The sequence below is a fragment of the Peptostreptococcus russellii genome, assembly GCF_003012055.1.
Lineage (GTDB): Bacteria > Bacillota > Clostridia > Peptostreptococcales > Peptostreptococcaceae > Peptostreptococcus > Peptostreptococcus russellii.
In genome coordinates, this window is the sequence record NZ_JYGE01000003.1 from 334,915 (window position 1) to 348,309 (window position 13,395).

The 13,395-nt window shown below is 30.8% G+C and carries 15 protein-coding genes and 1 pseudogene; all 16 read left to right on the plus strand.

Annotation, left to right across the window (positions count from 1 at the left end; translation table 11 throughout):
• Positions 1-82: 82 nt before the first annotated feature.
• The 16 genes and pseudogenes from UF10_RS03505 to UF10_RS03580 all read left to right on the plus strand — a co-directional run bounded on the left by UF10_RS03505 (position 83) and on the right by UF10_RS03580 (position 13,391).
• Positions 83-1,315 (plus strand): peptidase U32 family protein, encoded by a 1,233-nt coding sequence (locus UF10_RS03505; protein ID WP_106776434.1) that lies wholly within the window; start codon positions 83-85, stop codon positions 1,313-1,315.
• Between the two features lie 101 nt (positions 1,316-1,416).
• The gene (locus UF10_RS03510) at positions 1,417-1,782 is read left to right on the plus strand and encodes a hypothetical protein (protein ID WP_106776435.1); all 366 of its coding nucleotides are present in this window, start codon (positions 1,417-1,419) and stop codon (positions 1,780-1,782) included.
• A 151-nt stretch (positions 1,783-1,933) separates the two neighbouring features.
• On the plus strand, positions 1,934-2,461 hold the full coding sequence (locus tag UF10_RS03515) for a hypothetical protein (RefSeq protein ID WP_106776436.1): 528 nt from the start codon (positions 1,934-1,936) through the stop codon (positions 2,459-2,461).
• A 15-nt stretch (positions 2,462-2,476) separates the two neighbouring features.
• A complete protein-coding gene (locus UF10_RS03520; protein ID WP_106776437.1) occupies positions 2,477-2,959 on the plus strand; it encodes a hypothetical protein in 483 nt (160 codons plus the stop codon).
• Positions 2,960-3,190: 231 nt separating this feature from the next.
• Positions 3,191-3,718 (plus strand): hypothetical protein, encoded by a 528-nt coding sequence (locus UF10_RS03525; RefSeq protein WP_106776438.1) that lies wholly within the window; start codon positions 3,191-3,193, stop codon positions 3,716-3,718.
• A gap of 163 nt (positions 3,719-3,881) precedes the next feature.
• The gene (locus tag UF10_RS03530) at positions 3,882-4,349 is read left to right on the plus strand and encodes a ribosome maturation factor RimP (protein WP_106776439.1); all 468 of its coding nucleotides are present in this window, start codon (positions 3,882-3,884) and stop codon (positions 4,347-4,349) included.
• 18 nt (positions 4,350-4,367) lie between these two features.
• Positions 4,368-5,528: pseudogene (gene nusA / locus UF10_RS03535) on the plus strand (transcription termination factor NusA); the annotation flags it as partial.
• A 372-nt stretch (positions 5,529-5,900) separates the two neighbouring features.
• On the plus strand, positions 5,901-6,194 hold the full coding sequence (rnpM, locus tag UF10_RS03540) for an RNase P modulator RnpM (RefSeq protein ID WP_106776441.1): 294 nt from the start codon (positions 5,901-5,903) through the stop codon (positions 6,192-6,194).
• Position 6,195: 1 nt separating this feature from the next.
• Complete coding sequence (locus tag UF10_RS03545) at positions 6,196-6,507, plus strand: L7Ae/L30e/S12e/Gadd45 family ribosomal protein (protein WP_106776442.1); 312 nt, start codon at positions 6,196-6,198, stop codon at positions 6,505-6,507.
• 43 nt (positions 6,508-6,550) lie between these two features.
• Positions 6,551-8,491, plus strand: a complete 1,941-nt coding sequence (infB, locus tag UF10_RS03550) for a translation initiation factor IF-2 (RefSeq protein WP_106776443.1) — start codon at positions 6,551-6,553, stop codon at positions 8,489-8,491.
• Positions 8,492-8,526: 35 nt separating this feature from the next.
• Positions 8,527-8,874, plus strand: coding sequence for a 30S ribosome-binding factor RbfA (rbfA, locus tag UF10_RS03555; protein ID WP_106776444.1), 348 nt, complete (start codon positions 8,527-8,529; stop codon positions 8,872-8,874).
• 115 nt (positions 8,875-8,989) lie between these two features.
• Positions 8,990-9,988, plus strand: coding sequence for a DHH family phosphoesterase (locus tag UF10_RS03560; protein ID WP_106776445.1), 999 nt, complete (start codon positions 8,990-8,992; stop codon positions 9,986-9,988).
• Between the two features lie 46 nt (positions 9,989-10,034).
• Positions 10,035-10,952 carry a tRNA pseudouridine(55) synthase TruB gene (gene truB / locus UF10_RS03565; RefSeq protein ID WP_106776743.1) on the plus strand — a complete coding sequence of 306 codons (918 nt, stop codon included), beginning with the start codon at positions 10,035-10,037 and terminating at the stop codon, positions 10,950-10,952.
• Positions 10,953-10,962: 10 nt separating this feature from the next.
• Positions 10,963-11,964, plus strand: a complete 1,002-nt coding sequence (locus tag UF10_RS03570; protein ID WP_106776446.1) for a bifunctional riboflavin kinase/FAD synthetase — start codon at positions 10,963-10,965, stop codon at positions 11,962-11,964.
• Positions 11,965-12,087: 123 nt separating this feature from the next.
• Complete coding sequence (gene rpsO, locus UF10_RS03575) at positions 12,088-12,345, plus strand: 30S ribosomal protein S15 (protein WP_106776447.1); 258 nt, start codon at positions 12,088-12,090, stop codon at positions 12,343-12,345.
• Positions 12,346-12,545: 200 nt separating this feature from the next.
• Positions 12,546-13,391, plus strand: a complete 846-nt coding sequence (locus UF10_RS03580) for a DegV family protein (protein WP_106776448.1) — start codon at positions 12,546-12,548, stop codon at positions 13,389-13,391.
• Positions 13,392-13,395 lie beyond the last annotated feature (4 nt).

Consider the following 13,395-nt stretch of genomic DNA (forward strand, 5'->3'; position numbering starts at 1 on the left):
GTATAACTTTATATAGCTGCTTATTGATTAAGTTTAAAGAATTCTTATCAATATTTATAATTAATAAATGGAAGGTGAAAATATGGAAAAAGTTGAATTATTAGCTCCAGCAGGAGACCTTGAAAGATTGAAGGTTGCCTTTGAATATGGTGCAGATGCAGTATATCTAGGTGGAGAGCAGTTTGGAATGAGAACTGCAGCGAAAAATTTTACAATAGAAGATATTAAGGAAGGTGCAGATTTTGCTCACGAGAGAGGTAAAAAAGTATTTGTAACAGTAAATATAATACCTCACAATGAAGATTTTGAAGGATTTGAAGACTATTTAAGAGACTTAGAATCAGCGGGCGTAGATGCTTTAATAGCATCTGATCCTGGAGTAATAGATCTTATAAAGTCTACTATTCCAAATATGGAAATACATCTAAGTACACAGGCAAATACAACTAATTACAGAAGCGCAAACTTCTGGTACAAGCAAGGTGTAAAGAGAGTTGTAGTAGCTAGAGAAATGTCTTTTAAAGAAATAAAAGAGATAAGAGAAAATATACCAAAAGAAATGGATATAGAAGCTTTTATGCACGGTGCTATGTGTATATCATACTCAGGGAGATGTCTAATTAGTAATTATATGACAGGAAGAGATGCAAATAGAGGTTCTTGTGCACAGTCTTGTAGATGGAAATATAGCTTGGTAGAGGAAAAAAGACCAGGGGAATACTTCCCAATATATGAAGATGAAAGAGGAACATTTTTCTTCAACTCAAAAGATCTTTGTATGATTGAATACATCCCAGAATTAATTGAATCTGGAATAACAAGTTTAAAAATAGAAGGAAGAATGAAAACAGCTTACTATGTTGCTACTGTTGTAAGAGCTTATAGAATGGCAATTGATGCATATTATAAAGATCCAGAAAACTGGAAATTTAATCCTATCTGGCTAGAAGAACTAAAAAAGGGAAGCCATAGACATTTTACGACTGGATTTTATAATGATAAGCCAGGAGATGAAGAACAAAACTATGCTTCAGCATCTTATGTAAGAAATTATGATTTTATAGGAATCGTATTAGAAGATAGAGATGAAAATGGACTTGTAACAGTGGAACAAAGAAATAAAATGATGCTAGGTGACGAAATAGAAATAATGGGTCCATACACAGATACTATCAATACCACTATAACTGAAATGTATAATGAAGATGGAGAGTCTATAGAGTCAGCTCCTCATCCAAGACAAATAGTAAAAATGAAGTTCCCAGAAGTAGTAGGAAGAAACTTTATACTTAGAAAAGCAATAGAAGAAAAATAATAAAATAATAAACAAAAAAACATCGTTACTTTGCGATGTTTTTTTATTTTTGCCTATATTCATACAAGAAGATATAGAGTCTTAATTTTAGGAGGAAAAATATGAAAAGAGATGCTAGTTTATCAATGGACACAATATTATCAGTATTATTAATTTCTGCAATTACTTATTCAATGGTTTTATCTTTTTCAAATCTAATTCAGATGAATGAAAATATAGATGATGAAAATGACTTGTTGGGATTGCTTGTAGGAATTGCAGAAAAGGAGAATGAAAAAATAGCACTTAGCAGTATGGATTCGCTTGATACAGAAGATAGGCAGGAAATTTTGGAAGGATATAATATTAGAGTAAGAAGAACTATCTTAGAAGGAAAATTTGGTCTAGTAAAAAGTCAGATAACCGTATTAAAAGAAGGATCAGAGGAGTCTTTATCTACTTATTCTGTAATAGGTGCTAGTTTATAGTTTTTATTGATAAGTTTCAAGACTTTTTAAATACCTATTATAAATAAGGCCAAAAAGTAAGTAATAAGCTTTACTTGTGGATTCGCTATCAAATAGCTATATAGATATTTTAGATAAGAAAAGTTATTATTAAAATAATGAGGCAATTTAAATGAAAAAAAGAGGTTCAATGACAATTAATAGTGTTATAAGTATGTTTTTTGTAATGTGTGTAATTGCATCTTCAATTGTCGCAACAAGGGGATATTATAATTTATCTTTTGAAAATAGGGAGTTGACTATAAATGACTATGAATCTAGTCTTGCTCAATCTGTATGTCAGATAAATTTTTATTATTCAATTGAAGATGCATATCTAAAATCAAAAGACAGTGAAGATTTTATGAATTGTTTTAAGAATTTTGATCAGCAGAATTTTATATATGTATTTGAGAAAAAATACTATTATAGTGATAAGGTAATAATTAATTACTTTTATGACGGAAAAAATATAAATATAGAAGACGACTTTATTGAATTCTCAATTGTACTAAATTACAAAGATAAGTCGATTAAAAGAAAAACTGTTAAAAGGTGTCAGATTCTTAATCCTTACAAGGTTTTTGATATTGATAATGATTATGAGAAGTTAGATTTAGAAAACGAGGAAATAAAGAAACTATTTAAGTATTTGGATTAGAGGTTTAGTTGAGCTATGAAGTTAAGAAAGGGATATTTAATGCTGGAAATAATAGTTTCAGTAACTATTATCGGAATTATTTTTTTTATAAGCACACCTATTATGAAAAGAAGTAGTATGGAGTTTGATAGTTTAATTTATGAATTTAAATCAGACCTTAGAACAGTAAGTACAAAATCTATGAATAGTACAGACTCGTATATTATTTTGATGAAGAAAAACAGTTATTCAATATATAAAAATAATAAAAAAATTAAAGACAAAAAATTTCATAGCGGATACTATATCCTTTCCAGTAAAAAAAGAATAGAGTATTTTGATACATCCAGGTTGGGAGCACCAGATAGAGGAATGAGCATATATATGTTTGATTCTAAGGAAGAGGAGCTAGAAAGAATAACAATAATGATTGGAAGTGGTAGGATAATGTCTTATAGAGAAGATTACTTAGATAAAGATATGAAAAAAGTAATAGATCACTTTATGGAAGAAAACTAGTTATAAAATTATGGAAAAAAGTAAATATAAAAATTATCTAGTAAGGTTAAATCTAAAGGAGAAAGTATTAAAGTTAATTTATATAAGGATTTACGATAGATTAGTTTTTTAAAAAGCTCAGAATTATATAAAAATTATAATTCTGGATTATAAAAAGTGTATGGCTATTTTATGTAAAAGAAACTTTCAAAGAAGTATTAATCACAATATTTAATTTAAAAGAGGATAAAAATGAAAAATAAATCTAATCAAAGAAAAGGATATATTTTGATAGAAAGTTTGTTATATATTAATGCGGTATTTATAATTTCATTATCACTAGCTTTGATTATATTTTTTTCTATAAAAATGTATAAAGACACAATAATAATTAATGACTTGAAAGAAACAGCGCTTGTTGTTGAAGATAGAATAAAGTATGACATAAGAGAATCTATCGGCTTTGATTCTTTTAGAGTTGATAACTCAAGTAAAGTTAATCAAAAGTTTTTGGAAGATGGTTATAAAAAAATAAAAGTTCTTTATTATAATAGCTATGACAGTGACAATGGAAGTTTAATATGTAAAAAGAAAATAATAAATAATAATAATACAATAAGTATAGGTATGAAGGGTCAATATCAGATAGGTAACTATGTGAAGGCAATGTATATAAAGGAGAAAAAAAATGAAAAAGAAAAGGTGTATAAAGTTTCTTTTATAATTGTCTATGAGAATAAAAATAGAGAATATAGTAGTTATTTTGATGCATATTTCTAAAGAATTGCTATAAAGCCTTGTAAAATCAAGCAAAAGATGATATTATAATAAGAGAATATTTCGTGTGGAGTGTGAGGCATTTTTGGCTCACATTTTTTATGCACATTTTTTATTTGGGTGTTATAAAACACTATTTTACAATTGAATATGGAGGTGTGAGTTTATGAAAAAGAATACTGCACAAAAAGTTGAAGAACTAACTCAACCAATAGCAGACCAGTTTGGTTATGAACTAGTAGACGTAGAATACGTCAAAGAAGCAGGTATGTATTATTTAAGAGTGATACTAGATGATGAAAATGGTATCGGGCTAGATGAGTGTGAGAAGGTAAGTAGACAACTAAATCCATTGTTGGATGAAAAGAACTTTATTAATGAAAACTATTTTTTGGAAGTGTCTTCTCCAGGTGTTGATAGGATACTAAAGAGAGATAAGGAATTTTCCAAATATGCAGGTAGACAGGTTGATGTAAAGTTATATAAAAATGATGAAGAATTGAAAACTAAACAATTTGAAGCAGTTCTATCAGGACTTGATGAAGATGGAAATGTCGTTTTGTTAGTAAATAATAATGAAAAAAAACTATCTAGAAAAGAAATAGCACAAATACGTCTTTCCGTGATATTTTAAGTAATTGGAGGAATAAAAATGAATACAGAATTTATGCAGGCTCTTGATGAACTTGTAAAGGATAGAGGGATAGACAGAGATGTGTTGCTTGAAACTATTGAACAAGCACTAATTTCTGCATATAAAAAGAACTTTGGATCAGCTCAGAATGTTAGAATTGATTTAAATAAAAATACTGGTGACATAAAGGTATACTCACAAAGATTAGTAGTTGATGAGTCAGACTTATATGATAATTTCTTAGAAATAGAGCTAGCAGAAGCTAGAGAAATTAGTCCAAATTATGAACTAGGAGATGTTGTAGAACATGAAGTTACTCCTAGAGATTTTGGTAGAATAGCAGCTCAGACAGCTAAGCAGATAGTCGTTCAAAAAATTAGAGAAGCTGAAAGAGAAATGACTTACAATGAATTTGTTGAAAAGCAAGATGAACTAGTAACAGGTGAAGTATCAAGAATATCACACAGAGAAGGAAAACAAATAGTCTTTGCTCAGGTTGGAAAGGGAGAGGGAATACTTCTTCAAAGTGAACAGATACCTAGAGAAGAATACAATATAGGACATATGATGAAGTTTTATGTAGTAGAAGTTAATAAGACTAACAAGAATCCTCAAATAGTTTTATCTAGAAGTAATCCAGGGCTTGTAAAGAGATTATTTGAAATGGAAGTTCCTGAGATACAAGAAGGTATAGTACAAATAAAGTCAATATCAAGAGAAGCTGGTTCAAGAACTAAAATGGCTGTAAAATCAGTAGATCCTAAGATTGATCCTATTGGTGCCTGCGTTGGTACACAAGGATCAAGAGTTAGAAATATAGTTGATGAGCTTGGTGACGAGAAAATTGATATAGTTAAATATAGCGATGATATAGGAGAATTTGTAGAAGCAGCTCTTAGCCCTTCAAAAGTTACAGAAGTCTTTGTAAATAATAGAGAAAAATCTGCAGTTGTAATAGTTCCTGATTATCAACTTTCACTTGCAATAGGTAAAGAAGGTCAAAATGCAAGACTTGCAGCAAGACTTACAAACTGGAAGATAGATATAAAGCCAGAAAATGATTTCAGTGAAGAAGACAAAGAAGCCTTATTAGCTAAAATAGAAGCAGATGATATAGTATATGCTGAAGAAGTAAAGGCTGAAGAAATTGCAAGAGAACAGGCAGAAAAAGAAGCTGAAGAGCGTGCTAGAATAGAAGCTGAACAAGCAGCTATTGAAGAAGCTAAAAGACTTGAAGAAGCTGAAAATACTGAAGAGTTAGAAGTTGAAACAGAAGAAACTTTGGATATAGATAAATCAGAATTAGAAGAAGATATTGAAGAAAAAGCTATAGACAGCTTTGATGATGACTTTGAAACAAATATGGCTAAAGAAGACCTTGTTCTTTCGGATGAAGAAAATGAAGAGTTAAAATATCTTAACATTGACGATAAAGACTTTGAGTATGAAGAAGACGAAGATTTTTATGAAGAAGATGAAGAAGAGTTCTATGAAGAAGACGAAGATGAGTTTTAGTATAGGCAACTGTAATTAAGTTAAGGAGGTGTAGCTATGAATAAATCTAAAAAGATACCTCAGAGAAAATGTATTGCTTGCCAAAAAAGAGGCGATAAAAAGACTTTAATTAGAATAGTGAAGAATAAGGAAAATGAAATTTTTCTAGATCCAACTGCTAGAGCTAATGGAAGGGGCGCATATATTTGTGCTACTAATGAATGTCTTGTAAAAGCTATCAAGAGCAAGGCTTTGAATAGAGCTTTCAAAATGGATGTAGACGATCAAGTTTATGAACATCTTATAGAAGAACTAGACAAGCTAAAAGAAACAGAAAAGAGCGAATCATAATATGAATGAGAAAAAAATATACTCTTGGCTAGGATTAGCTAGGAGATCTGGAAATCTTGTATCAGGAGATGATACTACTCTTAGGGAAGTAAAGAAAAAAAGAGTAAGTCTAGTAATAATAGCAAGTGATGCATCAAAGAATACTAAGAAATTATTCTCAGATAAATGCAGCTTTAGAAGTATTGAATTTTATGAATTTGGTGAAAAAAACAAAATTGGAAGTTCAATAGGAAAGAGCCCGAGAGCTGTGTTAGGAATAATGGATAAAAATATAGCTATAGAGATAAAAAAATTACTAACTGAAAGTGAATAATTTTTATTTCATATAGAGGGCCAATTTGTAGGAGGTGGTATTTATGTCTAAAACTAGCATAAAACATATTGCCGAAGATTATAACATGAGCGAAAAAGAGCTTATGAATAAGATTAATGACTTTGGTATTGAAATAGTAGAAAACGAATATGTAGAAGAGGGAAATGTAGAGCTTCTAGTTGAAATGTTAAATGAAGAAATAAAAGAAGAAAAAGGAAATGTAATTGAAGCAGGTAAGAGCATAACAGTTCAGGACTTAGCTACAGAAATGGGTAAGTCTGTATCTGAAGTCATAATGAAGTTGATGAAGATGGGAACAATGGCAACTATAAATCAGGAGATAAGCTTTGAGATAGCATCATTAATATGTAATGAGTTTGGCTATAACTTAATAAAGAGTGATACTTCTGAAATAGAGGAGCTAGAAATAGAGGCTCTTATGGAAATAGAAGAAGACGATGAGAAAGACCTACTTCCAAGACCACCAGTAGTTACTGTTATGGGTCACGTTGACCATGGTAAAACATCTTTACTAGATGCTATCAGAGACACAGATGTTACATCTGGAGAAGCTGGAGGAATTACTCAGCATATAGGTGCCTCTGAAGTAAATGTAAATGGTCAAAAGATAGTTTTATTAGATACTCCAGGTCACGAGGCCTTTACATCTATGAGAGCAAGAGGAGCTCAGGTAACAGATATAGCTATATTGGTTGTAGCAGCAGATGATGGTATAATGCCACAGACTGTTGAAGCAATCAACCATGCTAAGGCTGCAGGTGTTCCTATTATAATAGCAATCAATAAGATAGATAAGCCAGGAGCAAACCCAGAAAGAGTAAAGCAGGAATTATCTGATCAAGGATTATTGGTTGAAGACTGGGGCGGAGATGTAATCTCAGTTGAATTATCAGCTAAAAAGAGAATTAATATAGAAGGTCTTCTAGAAATGGTACTTTTAGTAGCTGAAGTAGAAGAATTAAAAGCAAATCCAGAAAAAAGAGCTGTTGGTACAGTTATAGAAGCAGAACTTGATAAGGGAAGAGGACCAGTTGCAACTGTTTTAGTACAGGGTGGTACTCTAAGAGTTGGAGATCCAATCGTTGCTGGCGTAGCTAGTGGTAAGGTAAGAGCTATGATAAACTATAAGGGTAGAAGAGTAAAGCAAGCAGGACCTTCTACAGCAGTAGAAATACTTGGTTTATCTGAAGTTCCTTCAGGTGGAGACCAGTTTGTTCAGGTTCCTAATGACAAGGCTGCTAGATTAATAGCTGAAAAGAGACAGGAACTTAGAAGAGAAGAAATGCTAAAGGCTTCATCTAAGATATCTCTTGATGATTTATTTGAACAATTGAGTGAAGGTAAGGTAAAGGATCTAAACATAGTAATAAAGGCAGATGTACAGGGTTCTGTTCAGGCCGTTAAGCAGAGTTTAGAGAGACTTTCAACTGATGAAGTTCAGATAAAGGTAATACATGGTGGTGTTGGTGCAATAACTGAATCAGACGTTTTACTTGCATCCGCTTCTAATGCTATAATAATAGGATTTAATGTAAGACCAGTAGCAGGTGCAGACCAACTAGCAGAAAAAGAAACAGTAGATATAAGAACATACACTATAATCTATAAGGCTATAGAGGATATGAAGGCAGCTATGAGTGGTATGCTTGATCCTGAATATGTTGATGAAGATACTGGTAAAGTAGAAGTAAGAGAAGTATACAAGATTTCTGGCGTAGGTACTATTGCTGGATGTTATGTTTTAACTGGAAAAATCTACAGAAATTGTAAGGTTAGAATAGTTAGAGATGGTATAATTATTCATGAGGGTGAATTAGACTCTCTAAGAAGATTCAAGGATGATGTTAAGGAAGTAGCTCAGGGCTATGAGTGTGGTTTAGGGTTTGTAAACTACAATGACATTAAAGTTGGAGATATAGTAGAGGCTTATATTGTTAAAGAAGTAGAGAGAACAATAGACTAATTACATTTCTCATATTTAAGAAAGAGGTGTAGAAAATGGCTTCAAATAGAATAAAAAGAATAAGTGAAGAAGTTAAAAAAGTTATAGGTAAGATGCTTATAAATGGAATAAAAGATCCTAGAGTAACATCTATGGTCAGTGTTACTGATGTAGAGGTTACTAATGACTTGAGATATGCCTTTGTATATGTAAGTCTATTAGGTGGAGATGAAGAAGAGTCACTTAAGGGTTTAAATAGTGCAAGAGGATATATAAGAAGAGAAGTAGGAAAAGCTGTCAAGTTGAGATACGTTCCTGAAATAATGTTTAAGATAGATGATTCTATTGAAAAGGGAATGCAAATGGATGAGCTAATCAGAAGTGTAAGATCCAAGGAAGATTAGTTTTTCATAAAAGCATTAAACATTATAGTGATATAATTTTAATTTTGATGTATAATAAATGATGTCAGTAGTTCTTGCTGACATCATTTTTATTTTATGTAAAGGATGTGATTTAATGAATAATTTTATTAAGGATATAGACAATATACTTGATTATATTGAAGAAAATGATAAATTTTTAGTGACATCTCATGTAAGCCCTGATGGTGATAATATAGGATCATCACTTTCTATAAATAATTTCTTGAAGAAAATAGGTAAGGAAGTAATATATGTGTTAGACGATAACTATCCTGAAAACCTTATGTTTCTTTATGATGAAGATGTAAAGAAAGAGTCTTCAGATGTAAAGAGTAGCGATTATACAGTGATTGCTCTAGATGCAGGTGATTATTCAAGGATATGTGTTGACAAAAATATATTGGAAGATTCCAAGGGAATAATCTGTATAGATCATCATGTAACAAATGGAAATTATGGATTTTTAAAATACATAGATGTGGAAGGTTCATCTACATGTGAATTAGTATATAATTTGATAATGAGATATGAGGAAAGATTTAATAGAAAAATTATTGATGAAGATATTGCTACATATCTTTATGCAGGACTAATAACAGACACTGGTAATTTTCAATATTCAAATACAGAAGAATCATCATTTTTTATGGCAGCAGAACTTATATCTAGAGGAGCTAAAAAAAGTTATTTAGTTGAAAAACTATTTCAGAGTAATTCATTAGAATTTTATAAAATTTTGGGAGAAGCTTTAGAAAATTTAGAAATAATTGATTCTAAGATTTCTATAACTGCTGTTGCAAAAGAAATGATGGATAAACATAAGGTTAAATATGATGATATAGATGGAATTACACCCTATACAAGAGATATAAAAGGTGTAGAGTTGGGTATTTTTATAAAAGAGAAAGAAATAGGAGAGATTAAAGTTAGCTTTAGATCTAAAAACTATGTAGATTGCTCTAAACTTGCCTCAGAATTTGGTGGTGGCGGACATATAAGAGCTGCAGGATGTACAATCAAGGATTTAAACATAGATCTTGTTAGAAAGTTGTTGATTGAGAAGGCTGTTGAATATATAAATATAAAAAATTAGAGTAACTCATGTATAACTATATATGAAGGATGGTATTAATAGAAATATGGATAGAGTTTTTAATATTAATAAGCCTGTAGGTATGACATCTCATGATGTTGTCTATAAGGTTAGAAAGATTCTTGGAACAAAGAAGGTAGGACATACTGGTACATTGGATCCAGATGCCCAAGGAGTTCTTCCTATATGCGTTGGAAGGGCGACTAAGGTCAGTGATCTAATATTGAATAAGGATAAGAAATATATTTGTGAATTGACTTTGGGAGTCAGTACAGATACATATGATGCTTCAGGTAAGATTGTAAGTGAATGTGACTGCAGTCATCTTCTAGAAGAAGAAGTTTTGAAAGCAATTTATTCATACAAAGGAGAAATAGATCAATACCCACCGATTTATTCTGCATTAAAAGTAAATGGTAAAAAAATGTGTGATTTAGCAAGAAGTGGAAGAGCCGATGAAATTGAAATAAAAGCAAGAAAAGTAAATATAAAGTCTATTGATATAATAGATATAAGCCTTCCAAAAGTAACATTTGAGGTAGAATGTAGCAAGGGAACATATATAAGAAGCCTATGTCATGATATAGGAGAAAAGTTAGAAGTAGGTGGACATATGTCATACCTTCAAAGAACAAAGAGCGGTATATTTGAAATTGATAGATCAATCACACTAGAGGAGTTGGCTCTGTTAAAAGAAGAGGGCAAACTTTTAGAAAATAGCTATTCAGTTGAAAGTGTTTTAATCGAGTTTCCAGAGTTAGTTTTGGATGAAAGTGCGGTTACCTACTATTCAAATGGTGGTAAGATAGAAGAAAGAAGATTTATAAAAGGTGATTACAAGAATTCTTCTTCGGAAAGAGTTAGGGTCTATACACCAGAAAAAGAATTTATAGGTGTTGGAAAACTTACCTTAGAAGATGGATCATTAATGGTTAAGAGCGAAAAAATATTTAAATTGGGATAATGGTGGTAAAATGATAGTATTTAATAGTTTAGACGATATAGATATTCCATTTGAAACATGTGTCACAATAGGCAACTTTGATGGAGTACATAGAGGACATCAGACCTTAATAAATAAGGCCATTGACTATTCAAAAGAAAACGATGTAAAAAGTGTAGTGTTTACATTTTCAAATCATCCAGTAAATTTCTTTAAACCTGGATATGTAAAAAATATAATTTCTGCTGAGGAAAAGGAAAGAATAGTAGAGAGTATGGGAGTAGATATTTATATATGTATACCATTTGATGAGAGTATGACACAAATATCTGCCAGATATTATGTTGAAAATATCTTAATAGACAAACTTCATGTCAAAAAAATGGTAATAGGTCATGATTTTAGTTTTGCTAGAAAAAAAGAAGGTAGTCCAGAGCTTCTTAAGAGTTTTGGAGAGGAGTTAAAGTTTGAAGTAGAAGTTGTAACTCCAGTTCTTTTAGATGGTAAAAGAGTAAGTTCAACGGATATTAGAAAACACATAGCAGAAGGTGATGTTGTAGCTGCTGAGCATTTACTTGGGCGTTATTTTGCAGTTGAAGGCAAGGTTGTTAGAGGAAGACAAATTGGCAGAACTATAGGCTTTCCAACTGCAAATATGGAGTATGAAAGTTGTATGATAATTCCTAAGATAGGAATATATGCAACACTTGTAATAATTGATAACGAGATTTATTGTGGAGCCACTAGTATAGGGACAAACCCTACTGTTAATGGTAAAAAATTAAGTGTAGAGACTTATATACTTGATTTTGATAGAGAAATTTATGATAGAGAGATTAGAGTTGAATTTGTTGAAAAAATGAGAGAAGAAATTAAATTTGAAAGTAAAGAAGCTTTAAGAGAGCAGCTAGTTAAAGATACTCAGTACGTTAGAGATAACTATGTTAAGTGCTTAAGAGGCAGTATAGATAAATGTGAAGAGTTTAATAATAAAGTAGAAAATATAAGACAAATTTTAAAAATAAAAAACTAAATCATTATCTTGAACTAAAAACCTTACTATGATATAATGATATAGGTTTCAACCTAAGCTCGGCTTTTGAAATCTCCATTCGAGGCTTAGCTTTAGGCGATTATAAAATTTAGGAGGAAAATAATAATGAACAAAGAACAAATAATCAAGGATTTTGGAAGAAAAGAAGGGGACACTGGTTCTCCAGAAGTACAGATAGCTTTATTAACAGCTAGAATAAACGAATTAAATGAACATTTAAAGGTTCATAAGAAGGATCACCACTCAAGAAGAGGTCTTTTAAAGATGGTTGGTAGAAGAAGAAACTTACTAACTTACTTAAAGAGACACGATCTTGAAGGATACAGAGCTTTAATAGCTAAATTAGGATTAAGAAAATAGTTCTTTTTAAGCAGATATGATTTATTTCATATCTGCTTTGTTTTATGTTCTATAATAAGCTTTTCTTATCATTTTAGATATAAATCTACTTTTATAGCTCAAAATGTGATAAAATGTTTTTATAATGTGTTACGTATGTGCAGAATTATTTCATGTATATAAATGCATAAAACGATAATAAAAAGTTAGGAGGTACTACTTTGGACATAAAATTAGTATGTGATAGTTTGTGTGACATTCCTGATGAGATAGAGAAGAAGGAATATTTGGAAATAATTCCTCTTACCCTTATTATGGATGGCAAAGAATATAAAGATGGTGTTGACATAAATAAGGAAGAATTTTATGAGATTGTTTTAAAGTCTGGAGAAATTCCTAAAACTTCTCAAGCGACATATATGCAGTTTAAAGAAGTTTTTGACAGAAATATTAAGGAAGATAAAATTGTACTTTGTTTGACAGGAGCATCAGCTGCAACTGGAACATATCAAAGTGCTATGCTTGCAAAAGATGATACTGAGGGTGAAGTTTACGTATTTGATACAGGAAATTTATCTCTTGGTGCAGGACAATTTGTAATAAGAGCATGTGAAATGATAGAAGAAGGAAAAAAAATTGATGAGGTGATAGAGGGACTAAACTCTATAAGAGATAGTGTTGAAATATTATTTGCACCAGCATCATTTGATTTTCTTAAAAAGAGTGGTAGAGTACCGCTTACAACTGCTATAATAGGAAATATGCTTAATATAAAACCTATTTTCAAGATGAAGGAAGGGAAGATAAGTTTAGAAGCAAAGGTTAGAGGAATAAAAAAGCTTGTATCTAAACTAGTAGACTTGACACTTGAAAAAAACAGTGAAAATTTATCTAATATTACCGTTACTATAGGACATGGTTGTAATTTAGAGGATTTTCAAAAACTAAAAAAAGAAGTAGAAGAAAAATTAAAAGGTAAAGTGAAAAATATAATGGTTACAAAGGGTGGAGTATGTATATGTTCTCATACTGGTCCTGATATAATCGCAATAAGTTTTTCAAAGTAATTAT

Excerpts from the sequence above, each read along its gene's own strand:
- UF10_RS03545 (WP_106776442.1), top strand. The coding sequence starts at position 6,196 with ATGAATGAGAAAAAAATATACTCTTGGCTAGGATTAGCTAGGAGATCT.
- infB (WP_106776443.1), top strand. The coding sequence starts at position 6,551 with ATGTCTAAAACTAGCATAAAACATATTGCCGAAGATTATAACATGAGC.
- truB (WP_106776743.1), top strand. The coding sequence starts at position 10,035 with ATGGATAGAGTTTTTAATATTAATAAGCCTGTAGGTATGACATCTCAT.
- rbfA (WP_106776444.1), top strand. The coding sequence starts at position 8,527 with ATGGCTTCAAATAGAATAAAAAGAATAAGTGAAGAAGTTAAAAAAGTT.
- UF10_RS03525 (WP_106776438.1), top strand. The coding sequence starts at position 3,191 with ATGAAAAATAAATCTAATCAAAGAAAAGGATATATTTTGATAGAAAGT.
- UF10_RS03570 (WP_106776446.1), top strand. The coding sequence starts at position 10,963 with ATGATAGTATTTAATAGTTTAGACGATATAGATATTCCATTTGAAACA.
- UF10_RS03510 (WP_106776435.1), top strand. The coding sequence starts at position 1,417 with ATGAAAAGAGATGCTAGTTTATCAATGGACACAATATTATCAGTATTA.
- UF10_RS03560 (WP_106776445.1), top strand. The coding sequence starts at position 8,990 with ATGAATAATTTTATTAAGGATATAGACAATATACTTGATTATATTGAA.
- UF10_RS03515 (WP_106776436.1), top strand. The coding sequence starts at position 1,934 with ATGAAAAAAAGAGGTTCAATGACAATTAATAGTGTTATAAGTATGTTT.
- UF10_RS03505 (WP_106776434.1), top strand. The coding sequence starts at position 83 with ATGGAAAAAGTTGAATTATTAGCTCCAGCAGGAGACCTTGAAAGATTG.
- UF10_RS03520 (WP_106776437.1), top strand. The coding sequence starts at position 2,477 with ATGAAGTTAAGAAAGGGATATTTAATGCTGGAAATAATAGTTTCAGTA.
- rnpM (WP_106776441.1), top strand. The coding sequence starts at position 5,901 with ATGAATAAATCTAAAAAGATACCTCAGAGAAAATGTATTGCTTGCCAA.
- UF10_RS03530 (WP_106776439.1), top strand. The coding sequence starts at position 3,882 with ATGAAAAAGAATACTGCACAAAAAGTTGAAGAACTAACTCAACCAATA.